13 protein-coding genes and 1 pseudogene are annotated in these 21313 nt (G+C 38.3%); 8 read left to right on the top strand and 6 right to left on the bottom strand.

What is annotated here, in order from left to right:
* Nucleotides 1–24: 24 nt before the first annotated feature.
* Together Q0X77_RS11105 and Q0X77_RS11110 are read left to right on the top strand one after the other, a co-directional pair.
* On the top strand, nucleotides 25–1176 hold the full coding sequence (locus Q0X77_RS11105; RefSeq protein WP_297797320.1) for a DNA polymerase III subunit delta': 1152 nt from the start codon (nucleotides 25–27) through the stop codon (nucleotides 1174–1176).
* A gap of 39 nt (nucleotides 1177–1215) precedes the next feature.
* Entirely contained in the window at nucleotides 1216–1614 is a 399-nt protein-coding gene (locus tag Q0X77_RS11110; protein ID WP_297797322.1) for a DoxX family protein, read from the top strand.
* Nucleotides 1615–1669: 55 nt separating this feature from the next.
* On the opposite strand, the gene Q0X77_RS11115 is transcribed toward Q0X77_RS11110, so the two are convergent.
* The 5 genes from Q0X77_RS11115 to Q0X77_RS11135 all read right to left on the bottom strand — a co-directional run bounded on the left by Q0X77_RS11115 (nucleotide 1670) and on the right by Q0X77_RS11135 (nucleotide 9215).
* Entirely contained in the window at nucleotides 1670–2176 is a 507-nt protein-coding gene (locus tag Q0X77_RS11115; RefSeq protein WP_297797324.1) for an OmpH family outer membrane protein, read from the bottom strand.
* Nucleotides 2177–2450: 274 nt separating this feature from the next.
* Nucleotides 2451–3278 carry a class I SAM-dependent methyltransferase gene (locus tag Q0X77_RS11120; protein WP_297797326.1) on the bottom strand — a complete coding sequence of 276 codons (828 nt, stop codon included), beginning with the start codon at nucleotides 3276–3278 and terminating at the stop codon, nucleotides 2451–2453.
* A gap of 212 nt (nucleotides 3279–3490) precedes the next feature.
* Nucleotides 3491–5359: a tRNA uridine-5-carboxymethylaminomethyl(34) synthesis enzyme MnmG gene (gene mnmG / locus Q0X77_RS11125; protein ID WP_297797328.1), complete on the bottom strand. Its 1869-nt coding sequence runs from the start codon at nucleotides 5357–5359 to the stop codon at nucleotides 3491–3493.
* Between the two features lie 3 nt (nucleotides 5360–5362).
* Nucleotides 5363–5785, bottom strand: a complete 423-nt coding sequence (ybeY, locus tag Q0X77_RS11130) for an rRNA maturation RNase YbeY (protein WP_297797330.1) — start codon at nucleotides 5783–5785, stop codon at nucleotides 5363–5365.
* Entirely contained in the window at nucleotides 5778–9215 is a 3438-nt protein-coding gene (locus Q0X77_RS11135) for a hypothetical protein (RefSeq protein ID WP_297797332.1), read from the bottom strand. The genes ybeY and Q0X77_RS11135 overlap by 8 nt, the downstream gene beginning before the upstream one ends.
* Before the next feature lie 73 nt (nucleotides 9216–9288).
* On the opposite strand from Q0X77_RS11135, the gene Q0X77_RS11140 reads away from it, so the two are divergent.
* The 3 genes from Q0X77_RS11140 (at nucleotide 9289) to Q0X77_RS11150 (ending at nucleotide 12907) form a co-directional block, all read left to right on the top strand.
* Nucleotides 9289–10338 (top strand): alkane 1-monooxygenase, encoded by a 1050-nt coding sequence (locus tag Q0X77_RS11140; RefSeq protein WP_297797334.1) that lies wholly within the window; start codon nucleotides 9289–9291, stop codon nucleotides 10336–10338.
* Nucleotides 10339–10392: 54 nt separating this feature from the next.
* The gene (gene gltX / locus Q0X77_RS11145; protein ID WP_297797336.1) at nucleotides 10393–11916 is read left to right on the top strand and encodes a glutamate--tRNA ligase; all 1524 of its coding nucleotides are present in this window, start codon (nucleotides 10393–10395) and stop codon (nucleotides 11914–11916) included.
* 70 nt (nucleotides 11917–11986) lie between these two features.
* Nucleotides 11987–12907, top strand: coding sequence for an SPFH domain-containing protein (locus Q0X77_RS11150; RefSeq protein ID WP_297797338.1), 921 nt, complete (start codon nucleotides 11987–11989; stop codon nucleotides 12905–12907).
* 269 nt (nucleotides 12908–13176) lie between these two features.
* Here Q0X77_RS11150 and Q0X77_RS11155 read toward each other — a convergent pair whose 3' ends face one another.
* Nucleotides 13177–14862 carry a glutamine--tRNA ligase/YqeY domain fusion protein gene (locus Q0X77_RS11155; RefSeq protein WP_297797341.1) on the bottom strand — a complete coding sequence of 562 codons (1686 nt, stop codon included), beginning with the start codon at nucleotides 14860–14862 and terminating at the stop codon, nucleotides 13177–13179.
* Between the two features lie 286 nt (nucleotides 14863–15148).
* Between Q0X77_RS11155 and Q0X77_RS11160 the strand changes: the two genes are divergently transcribed.
* The 3 genes and pseudogenes from Q0X77_RS11160 to Q0X77_RS11170 all read left to right on the top strand — a co-directional run.
* Nucleotides 15149–17404, top strand: coding sequence for a gliding motility-associated C-terminal domain-containing protein (locus tag Q0X77_RS11160; RefSeq protein WP_297797342.1), 2256 nt, complete (start codon nucleotides 15149–15151; stop codon nucleotides 17402–17404).
* Nucleotides 17405–17412: 8 nt separating this feature from the next.
* Complete coding sequence (locus Q0X77_RS11165) at nucleotides 17413–19422, top strand: type IX secretion system membrane protein PorP/SprF (protein WP_297797344.1); 2010 nt, start codon at nucleotides 17413–17415, stop codon at nucleotides 19420–19422.
* Nucleotides 19423–21313: pseudogene (locus Q0X77_RS11170) on the top strand (hypothetical protein); the annotation flags it as partial. It abuts the gene before it with no gap.

Here is a 21313-nt window from a genome sequence, read left to right on the forward strand (position 1 = left end):
ACCAAATGTTATATATTTGAAGGTATGTTATTCAAAGATATTCTTGGGCATTCGCACATTAAAAATCATTTATGTTCAAGTGCCGATGCCGGACGTATACCCCATGCACAATTATTTGTTGGTCCTGAGGGATGCGGCACCCTTGAAACGGCATTAGCCTATACCCAATATCTATTATGCGGAAATTCTGGTGGTGAAAATTTTCCAATGGAGAATCCATGTAACGTAAAATGTGCTTCGCTATCTCATCCTGATTTGCATTTTGCCTTTCCCGTTTCCAATTCAGATAAGGTCAAATCACATGCTGTTAGTGATAATTATATTCAGGAATGGCGGAGTTTTGTGGAGAACCAGGCTTATGGAAACCTTTTTGACTGGTATCAGCTAATTGGTATTGAAAAGAAACAAGGTCAAATAGGTGTTGACGAAGCTCATGATATTGTAAAAAAACTCTCCCTAAAATCATATGAAGGTGGTTATAAAGTAATGATCATCTGGATGGCTGAGAAAATGAATATCGCAGCCTCAAATAAACTATTAAAACTAATAGAAGAACCGCCGGATAAAACCGTATTCATTTTAATAGCCGAAGACGAGGAACAGATTATGCAAACCATACGTTCCAGGTGTCAGATTTTACATTTTCCTCCTTTATCTGAGGATGCAATTGCAGGTGCTTTGGTAGAAAGAGGTTTATTGAGGGAGGAAGCTTTAAAGGTTGCCCATGAAGCAAATGGCAATATGAATAAAGCGATAGATCTTATGAACAAAGATTCAGAAGATCTAATTTTTGAAAAGTGGTTTGTTCAGTGGGTAAGAAGTGCGTTTAAAGCTAAGGGCAATAAGGCGGCAATTCATGAACTAATACTTTGGAGCGAAGAGATTGCCAAAACGGGAAGAGAAACACAGAAAAAGTTTTTGAAATACTGTTTGGCGGTCATCAGACAGGCCATGTTGCTGAATTATAACGTCAAAGAACTGGTGTATATGCGGATCCATATTGATGGTTTTCAATTGGAGAAATTTGCGCCTTTCATTCATGAAAATAACATTATGCCTATTGTTGACGAATTTGAAGAAGCCATATATCATATAGAGAGAAACGGAAATTCCAAAATAATACTAACCGATTTATCTATTAGGCTCACCCGTTTGCTGCATAAGCGAGCTGCCTAATACATATCATTTCAGTATAGTACAAACAGAACCTTAATTATGGAAAACATCTTAAACAATGCTACGGTAACATTATTATTGCTGTTCTTGATCATTACTTTTTTACAAAGTGGTCTGGATAAGCTTATTGACTGGAAAGGCAATCTGAGCTGGTTAAAGGGTCATTTTGCCCAGACACCGCTAAAAAATCTTGTTCCCTTATTGCTGAGTACTATCCTGGTTATTGAAATATTGGCAGGGGTACTATGTACCATCGGATTGTGTCTGCTGTTATTTTTTGACGATCCAAAAATAGCCTTTTATGGAGCCATAGTATCTTGTATGGCGTTGCTGATGCTTCTTTTTGGTCAGAGAATAGCCAAGGATTATGATGGGGCCAGGACTATAGCGGTCTATTTTGTACCCGCCATTTTCCTTGTTTTTTTACTTCAAACCTGATTAGAATCGTAAGCCTACTCATAATTCTCCTCCGGGAGGCCAATACTAAAACGTATTATTTCTTGTATTTTTCGTTGAGGATTTTCAGGACTTCTTCGGTAAGGTCTTTGGTCTCGGTCCCGTATAAAACACTACCTCCATCTCCTCCGCTCAGAATATAGGTATAGCCATTACTTTTTCCAAAGGCATTAATCTCCTTCTTAACCTTACTGATCAAACTATCCATTTCGGCCTGGCCTTGCATTTGAATTTGCTGCTCCTCCTGTTGTAATTGCTGGCCTATAAACTGCCCCTTTTGTTGTAATATGCCATATTCCTCCTGTGCTTTGGTATCTGACATTCCCTGTGCTTTTGTTTGGAATGCCTGAGCCTCTATTTGAAAAGCCTGGGAAATGCTATCCCTTTTCTTACCCAAGGCATCTGCCTTAATTTTATATTTTGCTTCTATATCAACTTTTTCCTGATACCCTTCCATCAACTTTACATTATCCACAAAACCGATCTTGTTTTGTTCACATGCAGTCGCTATAATTAAAAATATTACTAAAACTAGTTTTTTCATTTGTGTTCTAAATTTAGTTTGCAAAAATACTAAAGGTTTTTGGAATGGTTTTAGTTTTGATGACTATTTACAAATTCCTGGGCAAAATAATTATAGCGCCTTTCTTACCAAAGAAAATTTACTATAAATAATATTTATACTTAAGTGGTGACTCTATATTTTTATTCTATTATAATGCCGTGCATATAAGCCCGTATAAGGGACAATTAGTATTGCTTAGGGGTAATCTTATGACAGAAGGTTAATTCTTCTTCAGGCCGCTCCAAAACGAATTTTAATCGTTTTTAAGAATGTAAAGAAGAGACGAATACTCTTTTGTTTTCCATGCCTTTATATTTGATTGGAGGCCAATGAAAAATGCTTTCATAAAATTTACTTTGCCTCTTTTATATTTTTCGGAAAGCAGTGAGACGTAAAAAGAATCGAAGATCATAGGTTTAACTTTTATTACCTTCATACCATGTTTGGCAAATATCCGTTTTATGGCCGTTTGTGAGAAGTGTGAAAGATGACGGGGTACGTCGTAGGCTGCCCAATATTGTTTATAATATTTTGCATCATATGATTGAAAATTAGGAACAGCAAGCATTAAAGTTCCATCTTCTTTTAAGAGCGAACATATTTTATCTATTTGTGCATCAAGATTCGATAAATGCTCAAGAACATGCCACATTGTGATTACCTGAAAGCCCTCCTCCTTAATGAAATTAATATTTTCTTTTAGTTGCAATCCCTTCTCCTCGGCTAAACCCCTGGCCAACTTATTTGGTTCTACTCCATAAGTATCCCAACCATTGCTTTTCGCTATTTCAAGGAAAGAACCTGTGCCCGCTCCAATATCCAGAAGTTTTTTGTTTTGATTACAATATGCATTAATCAGGTTAATTTTGCGCTTAAGACTATATCTTTTCACATACTGATATAACTTGTCCATCAAAGTCCTTCCTGAATCTTTATGGGAAATATAGGATTCACTATCGTAGTAATCTTCAAGATTTTTTGGCTCCGGATGCGTTTTTAACATATTGAATTCCGAATCCAATATCAATTCGAATTCTTCTCCCGTAAATGAAAAATCTTTTGTCTTTAAAAATGGCTTCATTTCTGTTGATATGATCTAACCATACTTTCCTTTACCCAGGCTAAAATAATAGTCTTTTTAAAAATCTATTCCAGATAAAGGATGAACACTGTGATTTTAGATCGAATATACTTTTAAGTATCTTATTATAAATTCAATGTCAAAATTCCTTCGCCTATTATAAGATTCCAATTGGTATCCTAATAAATTGTTCCACGTGGAACAATTTTAAACTACCTGCCCATGTAGACCAGTAAGACACTTATGTCGCTTGGTGAAACCCCACTAATTCTAGAAGCCTGTGAGATCGTAACAGGCTGTATGGCCTCTAACTTTTCCCGTGCCTCATAAGAAAGCGATTTTAGCTTTGTGTAGTCAAAATCTTTAGGTATTTTAATATTTTCTAATCTTTGTAATTTGTCTGCGTTGTTCTTTTCCTTGGCTATGTATCCCGAATATTTTACCTGGATTTCAGCTTGTTCCAAAACCTCCCTGTTTAAATTATTCTTACTTACATATTCCGAAACCTTTTCCAGTTGCAGCATATGAGACATGGTTACCCGAGGCCTGGAAAACACCTTAAACATTTTATCAGCTTGCTTTACAGGAGATGAAGAAACATCTTCCAAAATAGGATTAATATGTTCCGGGTCAAAACTTGTGTTTCTAAAAAACTCAATAAACTCGTTAGATTTTCGTTCTTTTTCCCTCATTGCGAAAAGTCGTTCTTCATTTGCCAGTCCAATCTCATAACTTTTAGGGGTTAAACGCAGATCAGCATTATCCTGTCTCAGCAGTGTTCGGTACTCTGCCCTCGAGGTAAACATCCTGTAAGGCTCTTCCGTGCCCTTCGTAATAAGGTCATCTATTAAAACCCCAATGTATGCCTCATCTCTTTGCAACATAAAAGGATCCTTCTCATTGATCTTAAGATGTGCATTAATCCCCGCCATGAGCCCTTGTGAAGCCGCCTCTTCATAACCAGTAGTGCCATTGATTTGTCCGGCAAAGTAAAGATTAGCAATTAGTTTGGTTTCCAGTGTATGCTTCAATTGAGTAGGGGGGAAATAATCATATTCTATTGCGTAACCAGGTCTGAAAAATTTGACATTCTCGAAACCCTTAACAGACCTTAATGCTTTGTATTGAATATCCTCCGGCAAAGAGGTTGAAAATCCGTTTACATAGACCTCTACTGTCTTCCAGCCCTCCGGCTCTACAAAAATCTGATGGCTGTCCTTATCAGAAAAGCGGTTTATTTTATCCTCTATAGATGGGCAATATCTGGGACCAATACTTTTAATTCTTCCATTGAACATAGGTGATCTGTCAAAACCTTCTTTAAGTAAGTCATGCACCAGAGCATTGGTATGCGTCATATAGCAATCCCGTTGCTTCTTTAAAACAGGCGTTTGCAAATAAGAAAACTTCTCAGGGTTTTGGTCTCCCGGCTGCGGGATCATCTGATCATAATCCAGGGATCTGCCATCCACTCTTGGAGGTGTTCCGGTCTTCATACGTCCACTGTCAAAACCAATATCCGTCAGCTGTTCTGTAATTCCTGTTGCCGCCCGTTCACCAGCTCGACCCCCGCCGAATTGTTTATCTCCAATATGTATTAAACCATTTAAAAAAGTACCATTGGTAAGCACAACTGCTTTGGCTTTAATATCTAAACCCAAAGAAGTCCTAACTCCAATAACCCGTTCTCCGGAAACCAATAAACCACTTACCATTTCCTGGTAGAAATCTACTAATGGTGTTTCCTCCAGGGCAAGTCTCCATTCCTCAGCAAAACGCATTCTATCATTTTGCGCCCTCGGGCTCCACATTGCCGGTCCTTTAGATTTATTCAACATTTTAAACTGAATAGCAGACTTGTCCGTAATAATCCCGCTGTATCCGCCTAAAGCATCAATTTCCCTAACTATCTGGCCTTTAGCAATTCCACCCATAGCCGGGTTACAGGACATCTGACCTATATTTTGTAAATTCATAGTCACCAACAAGGTCCTTGAACCCATATTTGCCGCAGCAGCTGCTGCTTCCGCGCCAGCATGACCTCCTCCTACTACTATTACGTCGTATTCTTTCTCAAACATTTTCTAACAATGTTTCACGTGGAACAAATTCATCTTTTCATTTTCCAATCCTCTCATAAATTCTTTTTCCCGAGCTGTCTTGTCGCTATATCCCAGCAAGTGTAAAATACCATGAGCCATAACTCGTCTTAATTCCTGACTAAATTCTACACCATAAGTTTTAGCATTATCCTTAATCCGATCTATTGAAATATAGATTTCACCTTTTATACCTTTTCCTTCAGAATAATCAAAAGTTATAATATCGGTATAGGTATTATGATTTAAATAATCCTGATTAATCCTGTGTAGAAAATCATCAGAGCAGAAAACATAACTCAAATCCTCCGGTTTCTGCTTTTCGCTTTTGAATATATTAATAATCCATTCGGTATATTTTGATTCATCTTCAAGCTTAAAATCAATATTATAAAAAAAACTAATCATTATTTCTGAAGTAGGTTCTTACCCTTTCCTGATAATTTTGCTGCAAAGGTAAAGCTTGCCTATTTAAAATTTCATCTTCCCTGGTCTTATTGATCAGAAATTCAGGTTTAGCAAGTATCGGATTCTGAAATTGCCTGGTATTTGTATTACTCTCTCTTTCATCCTTTTTACCCTGCCGCAGTGCTGCGTTTTCAAGTTTTAACAATTGATGTTCAATGAAATTCATTTTATTTCTGGTTCTTTCTGTAATTCCATTCTCCAAAAGGTCATTTTCAAAATCTTCCATCTGCTTTATAAGCTTTTTCGCCAGCCTTTTATCGCTCTCCTGCATCATGTCCTCCAGCTGTTTCTCCAGTTCTTGTTTTAGATATTCCTGTTCCTTATATATTTCATAAATTTCCTTTAACTCTTCTTCACTCATTCCTAATCCTGATTCCTGGCCATCTTTGCCATCTCCCGGGGTTGTGTTACCAGTGTTCTCTCCATTTTCCTTTCCTTCTCCCTTAGTGCCGTCTTCACCTTCATTTGAATCGCCTTCTGTCCCTTTTTGGCCCTTTTCTCCCTTTTTATCGCCTTTTCCATCCTCTCCTTCTTTCCCTTCCTTACCACTCTTTCCCTTTTCCCCCATTTTATCCTTTAATTCTCCCTGGGCCTTAATAATATCCGGTAACTGAAAACCATCTTCAGGATTTCCTGACCCCGCACCAGGTTTCAGACTTTCTTGCATATTATCCAATAAATTTGCCAAAAAGTCCGCTAATCTGTTTGAAGCATTAATCACATATTGTTCATACGCCGCTCCCTGATAAATTTTACTATCAGCAAGACTTTCAAGCGCCTTATCAATATTGTAGTATACTTCCGTAATCTGCTCATTTACCAACTCAGACAACTCCGCTCTTCGAAGTGAAAGGGCAAATAAACTATCATCAATATGTTCAAATAAACCTCTTAATTCCTTTTGTTTCCTGACACTGCCGGAGTAATCAGCCATTTCATAATCCGAATTTTCCAACTGATCAAATAAATTTTCCTGTTTAAAAGAAAAAGTAATCAAATTATCCAGAATTTGTCGCAACATTTCCGCATCCTCTGTAATGGTCGATTCAGACGCTCCTGAACTGGATGACCTTAAAGATTCACTCATTTCCTGTATTTTCTCAGCGGCCGCCTTTTGCTTTTGTTTTGCCTTTGATGAAGCTTTCTGATTATTATTATTATCTGATTCTTTTGTACTATTCTCTTTTTCCAATTGCTCTAAAGCTTCCTTCTGATCATTTTTAACAAGCGTTTCTTTGCTTTTATCTATGTCTAAAGAAAGTGGTTTCTTTAATTCGCGATTATCCTTTGCCAGCTCCTCCAACTCCTTGGCCAACTCATCAAACTGTTTGTTCATTCTTTCCTGGGATTTGGGTGCCTCAGCGTCTACCTCTTTTTCAGACAGGATTTCCTGATCCTTTGCCAATTTTTCCAGATCCTTTGAAAGCTGCGCAGCTTTTTCAGTTACATAGTAGCGCTTTGTTAATTCCAACAATTGTTCTAAATTTCTCTGACTATTTTTCTGCTTCTTGCCCAATTCCTCCAGTCGCTTTGATAACTCCTGTTTATCTATCTTATCTGCTACTTTATTCAACTCGTCCAATAGTCTTTCATTCTTCTTAGCCTCCTTTTCCTGTCTTTCCAGCCGCTCTTTGAGCATTTTATTTAATTCATCATCCTTATCCTCTTTCTGTAGATTTTCCTTTAACTCCTTACTGAACTTTTGCATTAATTGCTCCTGGTTCTGTTGTTTTCTCAGGAACTCCTTAATCCGCACCTGATCATTAAAATTTAGTGTATTTTTTTCTTTCTGATCCCTATTTAGTTCCTTTAAAGTTTGCTCCTGTTCTTTTAACTTATCCAGATTACTATCCATCCCTTTAATAATGGATTGTTGTGCCTCTAACTCCTTCTTTTTCAACTGATTATTATCAAGTATCCTCGTCGTAAATTCCTGAGTTCTCGCAGTTTTACTATTGTGAATTCCATCATTATCCCCTGCTTCAAAATAATAGGTATATGCCTTTCCCTCTTCCAGGACCAGGCCGCTTGGAAATGTATAATAAAACTCACTGAAATTGCTGTTTGGATTTAAAAGGGTGACAATTTGTTTGTTTTCTTTATTATTTTCTTCATAACATATAAGCTTAATGGACTTTAGTTCATAATCATCAGTAGCTTCACCCTCAAAAAAGGCCACATTAGGGCTTAAAGAATCTTTTATCATTTTTACTTTAATTGAAGGGTATGCATCCTTAATCACTTTAAAATGATAATCGAGCTTCTCATAATTATTCACATTCTCGTTTGAAGTTGACAGTTTATAGTAAAACTCATTATAAATAATCCTTTGAGCAGAAAACATATCGCCATCCTTCTCCAGTTCAATCAAAGAATCTTTACTTACCATTACAATTCTGTCTGTATTAAGACCACTTATTTTCCAGCTTACTGAGGTTCCTTCCGGGAAGACCGCATTTCCGGTACTCTTCAGGATATCTGAAGGTCTTTTAGTATAATCAGGATAATCCAATTTGATTTCAAAGTTCTGAATTGCAGGTACTTTCAGTGCCTCCAGTAAATAATTCCGGGATACTACGTCATTCGCCCTAAAAAAGAATTCAGTGGAATTCAATGGAGCACCGAACGTATATTCATATACCTGTCCGATTTTTTGAAGTAAAATTTCTTTCTCATTTACCACTATATAAACATCCGTAGGTTGCAGCTCTCCTTTGGTTGCCACTTTAATTGTCAGGCTTTCGTTCTCCAAAACTTTAAGGTCCCCTGATAGTAATTCAAAGACGAAAGGGGCAGGTGGTTCATATGCCATATCATAATTTACCACTCTTTCATATGAACTAAAAAACGAACTAAAATTACCTGAAACCCATAAGAGTAGTACAAGCGCCAGAGGAACCACTGCATATTTAAGATATCTAAAGGTGTCCTTAAAACTTATAGCTCTGGTGAAAGGAACCAGTTTTAAATTGTCTGAACGTTGCTGAATACTTGCCAACAAAAGTTCGGATTTATTCTCATCTTCCGCCAAATCGAGCAGATTATACAATTTATCGCCTATACCGCTAAAATGCTTGCCAATCAATATGGAAGCTTCCTTATTACTTATTCCTTTTTTTAATTTTAAAAGATAGGTTATAGGGATTGCTATGTAGTAATAAAGTAAAAATACCTCTACAAACAAAAACATCAAAAACAGCACAAATCGACCATTTGAATTAAGCCATAAAAAATATTCTACGCCCAATATTACAATAAAGTAAAGGGCGCCTAATGCCACAAATAACAAAGTCCCTTTAAGTAATAATTTGGTGTAATACTTTCGGCTAAACTGGTTCAGTTTATCCAATATGTTATTATAACTGTTCAAATTCTACTATATTTAATACCAAGATACCTGTTAAACTATATTTTTACCTCAAATATTTGTTAAAAAGCAGCTAATGAAAGATTTAAAGTACCTCGCGGCATTTACTATTCCCCTCTCCGCTTATATTGGAATAAACCTAGCGGGTTATTGGAGTTTTATTACCCCTGTATATGCTTTTATATTCATTCCTGTCCTGGAGTTACTCCTTCCTATAGATGAATCGAATTTCGAAGGTGAGGTTAAAGTGAATCGACAAAAAAAGAAGCTGTTTGACTGGTTGCTCTATTTAAATATTCCTCTTGTTTTCGGAATATTGATCTATACCCTGATTACACTCTCACGGAACACATTCGAAACTTTTGAGTTGGCAGGTATCATCTTTTCCTTAGGCATTGTTTTGGGAACGAATGGTATAAATGTGGCCCATGAACTAGGACACAGGCAAGTGGGTTATGAACGTTTTCTCGGTAAATTATTATTACTCCCTTCCTTGTATATGCATTTTTTTATAGAACATAACTATGGGCATCATCTTCATGCGGCTACTAAGGAAGATCCTGCAACGGCCAGATATAACCAATCGGTATATTCATTTTGGGTAACCTCGGTTTTCCGTCAATATGCTAATGCCTGGGTTATTCAACGAAACTTGCTAAAGTCCGAAGCTAAAGGATTTTTTTCCTTACAAAATGATATGTTATGGTTCAGCTTGTTACAATTGGGTTACTTAGTACTGATATATTTCTTTTTTGGATTTGAAGTTTTAGTCTTTGCCATTGCAGCAGCCTTGGTTGGCTTTTTGCTTCTTGAAACGGTAAATTACATCGAACACTATGGTTTAATTCGAAAAAAATTACCTTCAGGCAGATATGAACGCGTCAGTGAGATTCATTCCTGGAATAGCAATCATGTTATGGGGCGTATTATTCTTTATGAATTAACCCGGCATAGCGACCATCACTACAAATCTTCCAAAAAATATCAGGTATTAAATTGCTATGATATATCGCCCCAGATGCCTTTTGGATATCCTACGTCAATGGTCATTTCTTTGGTTCCCCCATTGTGGTTTAGTATCATGAATCCAAGAATACCGGAAGAAATGAAAAAGGCTGCCGCATAATTTATTTTCTAGTGCTTTTTTAACACTTATCTTTGTGGTTTAACGCTATTTATAATGAGCAACAAAGTACGTGTCCGGTTTGCGCCAAGCCCAACAGGCCCACTTCACATCGGTGGGATTAGAACAGCCTTGTATAACTATCTCTTCGCAAAAAAGAATAAGGGCGATTTCATACTAAGAATTGAAGATACTGATCAAAATCGCTATGTCCAGGGTGCAGAAGATTACATTATCAATTCCTTAAACTGGTGTGGTTTATACTTTGATGAAGGGCCGGGGAAAGAATCTGAACATGGCCCTTTCAGGCAAAGTGAACGCAAATCATTATATAAAAAATACGCCGATCTACTCATTTCCAGTGGAAAAGCCTATTATGCCTTTGATTCTCCTGAAAGCCTTAATGCTCACAGGAAGGAACACGAAAAAAAAGGTAAGACCTTTATTTATAACTGGCATAACCGCCTGAAGCTGGATAATTCATTATCGCTCTCCCCCGAAGAACTACAAAGGAGATTAGATAATAAGGAAAATTTTGTCGTTCGCTTTTATAGCCCGCAGGATGAAGTATTGCTTATAACTGATATTATCAGGGGGGATATTCAAATTGATACAAACACTTTGGATGATAAGGTGCTGTTTAAAAGTGATGGTATGCCTACCTACCACCTGGCTAATATAGTTGATGATCATCTTATGGAGATAAGTCATGTTATCCGAGGGGAAGAATGGTTGCCTTCATTGGCTTTACATGTATTATTATACGAAGCTTTTGGGTGGCAGGCACCAAAATTTGCGCATTTACCGTTGATTATGAAACCCGAAGGAAAAGGTAAACTGAGCAAGCGGGATGGTGAAAAAGGAGGGTTTCCCATATTTCCGTTATCATGGGGCGAATCTTTAGGCTATAAAGAGGCTGGTTATTTTCCTGAAGCTGTTGTAAATTTCCTCGCTTTATTAGGGTGGAATCCCGGTACAGAACAGGAATTTTTTAAGTTGGATGAACTCATAGAGAACTTTGATCTTAAGAAGGTCCACAAATCAGGGGCTCGTTTCGACCCTGAAAAAACTAAATGGTATAATCACCATTATTTACAGGAGCAGGAAGATTCCATTTTACTCCATTCTTTCAAGGATATTCTTTTTGAAAAGCTAAGCGCAGAGGAATCATTTGACCATGCCCGTACTAATGATGATGAATATATAGCAAAGGTCATTTCTTTTATAAAAGAGCGCGCCTCGTTTGTGCATGAATTTTGGGAATTATCCCATTATTTCTTTCAGACACCCAATTCTTATAATGAAAGGGCAGTTAAAAAACAATGGAAAGATAGCACCCCGGCAATTTTGAATAAACTGATTCCGCTGTTGGAAGCCGTCCAGGATTTTTCTTCGCCTGATGTCGAAGAAGTTGTTAAAAACTGGATTGGTAAGGAAGGTTTATCTTTCGGGCAAGTTATGGCTCCTTTAAGGTTAGTCATGGTAGGAGATTTAAAAGGGCCTCACTTATTTGATATAATGGCTATGATAGGGCAGGAGGAAAGTATTAAAAGAATTAGGCTTGCATTAAATAAATTGTAACAAATCATAAATTATTACGACATATCTAATACATCTCTCAAATAATATTCACTAACTTAATATAAATTACATGGGTAATTTCCTTCTTATCCCTATTATTGTTATAGGTTTTTTCATTCTCCTGGCTTCTTTTTTCATTGTCAAACAACAAACCGCGGTTGTTATCGAACGGTTTGGCAGATTTCATAGCGTTAGGAATTCCGGATTACAACTAAAAATTCCATTGGTTGATCGTATTGCCGCTAAGTTGGGTCTTAAGATTCAGCAACTGGATGTGATTGTAGAAACCAAGACATTGGACGATGTTTTCGTTAAGCTTAAGGTTTCCGTTCAGTATGTGGTTATAAAAGAAAAAGTATATGAGGCCTTCTACAAGTTGGAATATCCGCATGATCAAATTACCTCATATGTTTTTGATGTTGTTCGTGCCGAAGTTCCAAAAATGAAATTGGACGACGTCTTCGTTAAAAAAGATGATATTGCTATAGCGGTTAAGTCAGAGCTGCAGGATGCTATGCTGGATTACGGCTATGACATTATCAAAACCCTGGTTACGGATATTGACCCTGATGCTCAGGTAAAAGCTGCCATGAACAGGATTAATGCCTCGGAACGTGAAAAAATAGCAGCGCAGTTTGAAGGTGATGCAGCCCGGATCCTGATCGTCGAAAAAGCAAAGGCCGAAGCCGAGAGTAAGCGTTTGCAAGGCCAGGGAATTGCAGATCAAAGACGAGAAATCGCACGGGGATTGGAAGAGTCCGTTGAAGTGCTGAATAAAGTGGGGATAAATTCCCAGGAAGCTTCAGCGCTAATTGTGGTTACTCAACATTATGACACACTGCAATCTATAGGTGAGGAAACAAATACCAATTTAATCTTACTACCTAATTCACCTCAGGCCGGAAGTGATATGCTAAATAATATGGTAGCTTCATTTACAGCCAGTAATATGATTGGCGAATCCATGAAAAAGCAAAAACCCAAGGAATAATTAAAATTGATCTGTTAAACATCTAAAACCTCCTGTCCGCGTAAAATTTGGCAGGAGCTTTTTGTTTGCGATGGGTACTAAGTGTTATTTGGACTCTTTACCCACCTATTAAACCTAAAACCTTCTCCGGAACGCTATAAAGGAACATTATAAAGCACCGCATACTCAGACCCTGCCCATGTGCTTTTCAGCCCTTAAACAAGCTATATATAGCTAATCTATATAAATAATACCAATCGTAATATTATATCAGATAGAAGTTCTCTATGTTAGTTTTTCTTCTGAAGTTTTGCCCAGGTGTCCCTTAGCGTAACTGTTCTGTTGAAGATCATTTTTTCGGGAGTAGAATCCTGGTCTACATTAAAATAGCCCATTCTTTGAAATTGAAAGCGATCGTTGATCTTTGCATTTTTTAAGCTGGGCTCCACATAGCCCGTAACAACCCTTAAGGAGTTTGGGTTTACAAATTCAAGAAAATCTTTATCCTTATGTCCATCTGGAGTTTCATCTGTAAAAAGACGATCGTACAATCTGACTTCAACCGCTAAAGCATGTTTTATGGACACCCAGTGTAAAGTGCCCTTCACCTTCCGCAGACTTTCTTCTGTTCCACTTCCGCTTTTACTTTTAGGGTCGTAAGTACATTGTACTTCTATAATATTCCCTTCGGTATCTTTTGTACAGCTCTCTGCTTTTATAATATAGCCGTTCTTTAGGCGTACTTCTCCCCCAAGTTTTAGCCTGAAATATTTTCTATTTGCTTCTTCTCTAAAATCTTCCTTTTCAATATATAATTCCCTGCTAAAAGGAATATCACGAAATCCTGCTGATTCGTCTTCAGGATTATTTTCAGATCTGAGCCATTCTTCCTGCCCTTCAGGATAATTGGTAATTACCAATTTTAAAGGGTTAAGTACCCCCATGACCCGGGGTGCAATTTTATTGAGGTGTTCCCGAATATGAAATTCCAGGAGTGATACATCAACTACATTTTCACGTTTGGCAATTCCAATGGTATCTGCAAAACTCCGGATAGATTCAGGAGTATACCCCCTTCGCCTCAGTCCGGATATAGTAGGCATTCGAGGATCATCCCAACCATTTACAATCCCTTTCTCAACTAATTGCAGCAACTTACGTTTACTTACAACGGTATGACTTAAATTTCGTCGCGCAAACTCCCGTTGCTTAGGCCTTATTTTGTTTGGGTCTATTATATTATCTAAAAACCAATCGTACAATTCCCTGTGGGGTGCAAACTCCAGGGTGCATAACGAGTGGGTAACCTGTTCAATATAATCACTCTCCCCGTGTGTCCAGTCATACATAGGATAAATACACCAATCGGTATTTGTTCTGTGATGTGCCCGTTTTAGAATGCGATACATAATAGGATCGCGCATTAGCATATTGGATGAGGACATGTCTATTTTTGCCCTAAGTACGTGGGTTCCTTCGTCGAAAAGGCCCTCCTTCATACCCTTAAATAAATCCAGGTTTTCCGCGACAGTTCTATTTCTATAAGGGCTGTTAACGCCAGGTTCCGTAGGCGTTCCTTTTTGTTTTGCCATTTCTTCAGAAGACTGGCTGTCTACATAGGCTTTGCCTTGTTTTATAAGTTCTACCGCCCATTCGTATAAGGTCTGAAAATAATCCGAAGCATAACATTCGGTATCCCATTCATAGCCCAACCATTCAACATCCCGCTTGATAGCATCCACAAACTCTTGCTCCTCTTTAATGGGGTTGGTATCATCAAACCTGAGGTTTACAGGGGCATTATACTTGAGGCCAAGCCCAAAATTAAGGCAAATAGAGCTCGCATGGCCTATATGAAGGTAACCGTTTGGCTCCGGAGGAAACCGAAATCTTAAGGCCTTAGCAGGAAACCCTTTAGCCAGATCTTCCTCAACTATATGTTCTATAAAATTAAGTGATTTAGGTGATTCACTCATAAATTTAAATTTGAAGCACAAATGTAGGAAAAATGAGGGTAGAACCCTCTATAAAATGGTCTCACCATACAATAACCCGATTTCACAACATTTTTAATCGGTGCTACAACATTAAATTCACCAGCAGGTAATTAAAGTCCATATTTGTTGTTACATATACTGGTAAAATCGATTAAAGCTTATGCATAGCATGTAAAACGAAAAAATAACGAACAGCCCATACGGTTTACCGAAACCCAAATCCAGTACAAGGTTAAACTGTAGTTCCCCCAAAACTACACTACTTATGAGAGCAAAATTATCCTTAAAAATCAAGTATCTTTTTTTGACCATACTGCTGTTAGGATCCATGCAACTCAGTGCACAGGTATTAAATGCCCCTGTTGCAGCACCTAACCAGACGCCACCACCCGGAAGTTCTCCGTGGGATAAAGCCTGCGCTTCCGGTTCTTTTAATGATTACTGGGTTAATTTTACATGGAGCCCTCCTTTGGTTAATGGCGACAATGAGTTCATTCTTGAACTCTCAGATAGCAATGGAAGTTTCGCCAGCCCTGTTGAACTTGCCCGCGATGCCACGAAAAATGTAATTTTTGACTTCTATTTTCAATTTTCCCTGCCTACTGATACCAGAGGGGAAGACTATAAATTGAGGGTTAGAAGTACAAGCCCTGCCGTCATAGGCGCTGAGTCTCCTGCTTATGCCATGTACTATATCGACGTAAATTCAGGCCTTACCATAAGACAACAAGGTAATGCTGATTTTGGAGATGGTACTGCCGAAGTATGTAATGGTAATTCTATAACCCTGGAAGTTTATAATCTTCCAAATGCCGGTACATATCAATATAACTGGTACAGAAGCGGTACTCCTTTAGCTGATAAAACTGAATCCATAACAGTTACTCAGGCCGGAATGTACAATGTGGAAATTGATTATGGTGCTTGTTCCGGATCAGGAAATACCTTATCCAATATTATTGATGTTACCACTGGAGCCAGCCTGGGTATAGCAATAAACCCACCTTCTAAAACAGATTTATGCTCAGGTGAAACAGAAAACCTTGAAGCCAACATTAATAATCCTGCCTTAACCTATACATGGTATAAGGATGGTACCGCCATTCCTTCAACAGATAACTATATATATACGGTAGATGCCTCAGTTCCCGGATTTGAGGGAGATTACCAGGTTGAAATTTTTGGTCCTGGTGCCTGCGTGGAAAGATCTGCGGCCGTGACAATTACCAATGCCGGGAACTTTACGGTAACCAGGGATAATCCTGCCAGTGTAGTAGTTCTTCCGGGACAAAATACAACACTTAGTGTAACTACAGATGCTTCGTCTCCAACATATCAATGGTTTCGTGATGGCAACCCTGTAGCAGGTGCCACAAGTAATAGTCTTACGGTTAGTGAAACGGAGACCGGATCATATTTTGCCAGAGTTTCCCTAAGCGGAGGACCTTGTTCTTCAACCTCTATAGATTCGGATGCTACGACAGTAGTTACACCCGCTTCCTTTGAGATTATAATTGATTATGCATCTACCTATTCAGCTTGTGTAAATAGCAGTATTGTGCTTGATGTTGCAACAATTAACGCTATAGATTCAGGTGGTGGGGTTACTGATGTAACGGCTTCCCTTATTACAGGGTTTACCTACCAATGGAAAAAAGATGGTACTCCGATAAGTGGTGAAACCTCATCCAGCATAAGTTTAACGGATATTTCCGAAAATGGAAACTACGAAGTAGACGGTACGATAACAACATATAACGATACCTCAAATTCCTTAGACGTTCAACTCTTAGTGAATGAGACGCTTACTATTACCAGTACCGGGCTTGTTAGTTGCGGTCCTTCTGAGCCTATCACAATAAGTACTACAACCGGTTTGGTTGGTGAATCCTTTGATTGGTATAGAGATGGCACAATTGTAAATAGTACAGATGAAGCGCTAATAGCGACGGAACCAGGAACATACCAATTGGTATTAGATAGAAATGGTTGTCCCCTTCCTTCTAATGAGTTAGTCATAACCGGCCTGGATCCCGATCTAATAACACTTAACCCTTCCGGTACCATAGTTTTTCCTGAAGGAGCCTCAAGAACGGTTACTGCTAGCGGAGGTGATTCATACAGGTGGTATGATTCAAACAATGTAGAAATAGGTAATAGTTCATCAATAACCTTTACGGAAGAAGGCTCTTATGCAATTGTTGCTACTATCGGAAATTGTGAGGTAAACAGAAACCTGACGGTGGAATACCTCGACAACTTTAAAATACCTAACGTTATAACTATTAATGGTGATGGAATAAATGATTTGTGGATAATCCCAAACTCCTATTCCAATAAGCCGGATGTTAATGTTGTCATTTTTAATAGTTCAGGTAAAGAAGTATTAAACCAAAATAATTACCAAAATAACTGGCCTGAATCTTCAATGTCATTCCCTAAACAAAACATGGTCTTTTTCTATAAGATCAAGGATGCCAATGAAGTGCTAAAACAAGGCACAATAACCATTATTCGCTAAGCTTTAAAATGAAACTAAAACTAGCATACCTGTTGTTGTTCATCATGGCACTTACGAAAGTAGGGGCGCAGGAAGATAATCCGTTTATCTCCTATGATGTACCATCACAGAACCTTTTAAAGTTCAATAGGTTTCTTATAAACCCTACGTTCTCAACTGTTCGTGAAGACCTGTCATATATTAACCTTTTACACAGAAACCAATCGGTATCTTTTGATGATAATAACCAGTTGTATTTCTTGAGTTATAGCGGTAGGATTAATGACAGATCAGGATTGGGTTTGAGTTTATATACCCAACGTGAAGGTATTGTTAGTAATTATGGGGTATTAGCAAATTTTGCTTATGGAATTAAACTAAGTGACAAAAGTAATTTCACTTTTGGCGCTAATGTTTCCTATTACAATAGCGGTTTAGACCTAAACAGGGCAAACCCAATTGAAATAGATCCATTATTGAGTGGTTTCCAGGACAGTTCGTTGCTTTCATTCCAACCTGGTTTTAACATCTCTTACAATCAATTTGATTTTGGTCTGTTTGCCGAAAACCTCTTTGATTATAACTTAAAATCAAATCAGTCCGTTACCGACTTTAAGGACAAGACCTTCTCTGGCCATTTACAGTATACCTTCGAATTGGAAAATTCATCAGGGGTATTGGAAAATTCAAGAATAATGCCTTTGGCTAGAGCCAGGAAAGTTGGTGAGGAGGATATTGTTTTAGGTGGTAATCTTATTTTCGACCTGCCCAAACTGGGTTGGTTACAGGCAGGCTACGATACCTTTTATGGTGCTTCAGCCGGTATAGGCTTTAACCTGGGCAAAAGGCTGTCACTTGGATATACTATGGAAAAAGGCCTGTCCAATAGCTTTGACAACTTTGGTATTACACACGAAATATCCTTTGCTTATTCCTTTACACCTAACCTAACTGAAGATAGGGTAATGCTGGAGGAAAATGAAGAGGTTGTTGCCAGTGTAGAAGAAGAACAAGAGACGATAGAAGAGGCTCTGACCTCAGAAGAAGAGGAAATTACAGAGCTCAAGCGCCGACTGGCTGAGAATGATGCCATTCTTGCTGAACTTATGTTTAGGCAAGACTCCATGGAGACTAATCGTGAAAAAGATCTGGAAAAAAGATTTGAACGGATTATGCGTATGGTTCGAAACGAAACTAATGGTGAGCGACCTGACCTGGAAGAAAAGGCCAGGGAGATGTACTACATCAATAACGATAAGACCGCCTTGGTTGAAAATGTTGAAAAGCCAAAACCTAATGAGTACAAGACTATAGTTAAAAAGAAAACCCAGGCAGACCGCTTTATTCAGGAAGCCAAGCGCAACAATGTTAAAGGTCAGAAGTTCAGAGACCTGGAAGGTGTTGAGAATGGGTATTATATCGTTGCTAACGTTTACAAAGGCGAACATTACCTGAATAAATTTATAGACAATCTGAATGATCAGGGCTTAGATGCAGATTATATTGATAATCCTAAAAATGGCTTAAAGTATGTATACCTGAAGAGGTACGACACCTGGAAAGAAGCTTTGGCTGCTCATAAATCCGGAATAAACGGAACCTATAACGGTGAAATATGGGTGATGAATGTTGACAACCGCTACACCAATGAAGCATATGCAACAAACACCAACAAAATACGGGAAAAATCCTCTAAATATGAATCCAATATCCTTCAAAAGAATGTAGTGGTGAAGGATAAAGTAAATGCCAATGAACCAAAGACCAGCTCCCTGTCATTTAATGGTGCAGGTTCTGGTTTCTATATCATAGCCAATGTATTTGCAAATCCGAAAAATGCCAATCGGTTTGTAAAACTATTAAACTCCCAGGGCCTTAGTGCCAGTTACTTTATAAACCCCGAAAATAACTATCGGTATGTTTATTTAAAACGGCACCAATCCTGGAACAATGCTCTCATATCTTACTATTCTAAACTAAATGACGCATATGATGATAAAATGTGGATTATGCGCGTCACACCAAACTTAATAACCTAGATGAAACCAACCTTTACTAGAAAATTTCTTTTTACCTGTATGGTACTTTTTTCCTATATAGGTATTTCTCAAGAATTCAACAATTTTGAAGTTAGGTATCAAAATAACCTCAGGGGCGACCTGACTTTTATAGCCAACAATATTGTTAACCGAGACGGAGGAACCGGCAACACGGAACCGGAAGATGCTTATAATTCAACCGGTAACTCTTCAACCTACAATGACTGGTTGAATATGCAGTATATTGATGTGGATAGTGATCCCTCTACTTTTAGTTCGAGTAGAGCAACCTTTAATTTTCCGCAAGCCAGCTGTAACTTAATTCGTTATGCCGGATTATATTGGTCTGCCACCTATCCCAGTGCACAAGCCGGACAGGCCCTGGGCACAGGAAGGCAAAATGATTTTAACCAGGTCAAACTTATGGTACCTGGAGGGGCTTATGTAGATGTTGTTGCAGATGAAGTTTTATTTGATGGATTCACCAGTGGTGATCCTTCTGTAACACAAAATAGCCCTTATGCCTGTTATGCAGATGTGACGGCATTAATTACCCCTTTGGCAGATCCTTCAGGGGATTATACCGTTGCAAACATACGATCTGTTGTTGGATCGCTTTCTCCGGGAGGCGGCGCAGCAGGGGGGTGGACACTGATTATTGTTTACGAGAACCCTACATTATCAGGTAAACTAATTACAACTTTTGATGGTTTTGCCAGGGTAAGAAGCGCTAACCCTACTGTAGATATCAATTATAGTGGGTTTAATACTATTCCTGTTGGTCCGGTAAGGGCAAACTTAGGAGCTGCCGCATTAGAGGGTGATAATAGAATTACGGGTGACAGAATGCGAATCAGAGCAGCCAGTAACCCCGGATTTACTACCATTAGTAATGCAGTTAACCCGGCTAATAACTTCTTTAACAGTAATATTACGCTTGATGGTGCTATTACAAACAACAGAACGCCAAACAGCATCAACACCTTAGGTTATGATACCGATATATTTTTGTTGAATAATCCTTTAAACTCGGTTATCCCTAATGCCGAAACAGATGCCACATTTCGATTTACCTCTAGTGGAGATCAGTACTACCCCTTCTTTAACTCCTTTAATGTTGAGATCATTGAACCCAACATTATCGTAGAAAAAACAGTTGAGGATATTGCCGGGAACGATATTACAGGATTGGGTGTAAATCTGGGACAGTTATTGGATTATGTGCTTGGTTTTCAAAATATTGGCAATGATGATGCAACCAATTATGTATTAAGAGATGTTTTACCTGTCAATGTTACTGTTATAGAATCAGATCTGGTACTACCTCCCGGAGTAACCTATGTATATGACCCGATAGCCAATGAAATATCTTTTAACATACCGGATAACCTTATAGAAGAGGGCGATCCACTTTCTGAAATAAGGCTCAGGGTGCGAGTTGCGGAAAATTGTTTTGATTTTGTAAATGCATGTACGGATTTGATCGCAAATCAGGCTTACTCTACCTACGAAGGAGTAATAAATAGTGCACAGATTACAGATGATCCCAGTGTGTCTGATTTTGATAATTGCGGGTTTGTGACACCTGGTGCTACAAACTTCCTACTGGATGACCTTGATAGTTGTGATTACAGCAGAACTGTTCAGCTTTGTGGGGATAACTTACTACTCGATGCCGGGGACAATTTTGATTCGTACGTCTGGTATAAAGATGAAAATCTGGATGGTTTAATTGACCCGGGCGATACGGTATTAAATGATGGTGACCCTGATGGCGATCCAAGTACTCTTTTAATAGATGAAGTAGGGATATATATTGTAGATAAAATTGTTGCTGACCCGTGTAAAGGCTTTCAGGAAATTATTACGGTAGAATTATTTGGAACTACCC

The sequence above is a fragment of the uncultured Eudoraea sp. genome (genome assembly GCF_947258925.1).
Taxonomy (GTDB): Bacteria; Bacteroidota; Bacteroidia; order Flavobacteriales; family Flavobacteriaceae; genus Eudoraea.